Here is a 757-nt window from a genome sequence, read left to right as displayed (position 1 = left end):
AAAACAGTTGAAAATAAACAAAATCAACGTTATACTAACTACCGTTAGTTAATTATAAAACAAAGAAGGTGTTTGAACAAATATGTGGATTTTAGTCATCATTGCAGGCATCTTTGAAGTTGGTTGGGCCACAGGATTAAAACATGCCAACTCGCCTTTAGAATGGACTTTTACTATATAGGAGTTGTTGTTAGTTTTATACTGCTTGTCCGAGCTGCTACAACTTTACCTACAAGTACAGTATACGCCGTTTTTGTAGCATTGGGTACAGTTGGAACAGTGTTAGTTGATATCATTATCTTTCATGCACCTTTTAATTTGGGTATGCTCTTCTTTCTTGTCTTACTGCTTGTGGGAGTGCTTGGGTTAAAACTTGTCACCGGTAAGCAGGATGCAGAAAGGAGTCAAGAAGGATGAGTTGGTTATTCTTAATTATCGCAGGTATTCTTGAAATTGTTGGTGTTACTGGTATGCAGATTATGGGGAAAGGTCAGAAACTAAAAGGATTCCTAATTATATTGATTGGTTTTATTTTTAGTTTTACCTTTCTTAATCTTGCGATGAAGACCGTTCCTTTAGGTGTCGCTTATGCAGTTTGGACAGGAATTGGAACTGTAGGTAGTGCGATCATAGGAATGTTGTACTATGGTGAGTCCAAAGATAAATTGCGTATTTTCTTTATTGCATTGGTAGTAGTGGCAGTAATCGGTCTAAGATTAGTATCTTAATCAAAGAAATTTTTGAAGAAGGTTGCTAG

At 36.2% G+C, this 757-nt stretch carries 1 protein-coding gene and 1 pseudogene; both read left to right on the top strand.

Annotated elements, in window-relative coordinates; genetic code table 11:
- The first annotated feature begins 82 nt into the window (after positions 1 to 82).
- Positions 83 to 417 (top strand): annotated as a pseudogene (locus V7149_RS12500) (DMT family transporter).
- The gene (locus V7149_RS12495) at positions 414 to 728 is read left to right on the top strand and encodes a DMT family transporter (protein ID WP_335345958.1); all 315 of its coding nucleotides are present in this window, start codon (positions 414 to 416) and stop codon (positions 726 to 728) included. Before V7149_RS12500 ends, V7149_RS12495 begins: the two are co-directional and overlap by 4 nt.
- The last annotated feature ends 29 nt before the right edge of the window (positions 729 to 757 follow it).

It is taken from the genome of Bacillus sp. JJ1503, from assembly GCF_036965125.1.
Classification (GTDB): domain Bacteria; phylum Bacillota; class Bacilli; order Bacillales; family Cytobacillaceae; genus Cytobacillus.
The sequence above is the reverse complement of the archived record's forward strand: the minus strand, read 5'-3'. Positions and strand labels throughout refer to the sequence as shown.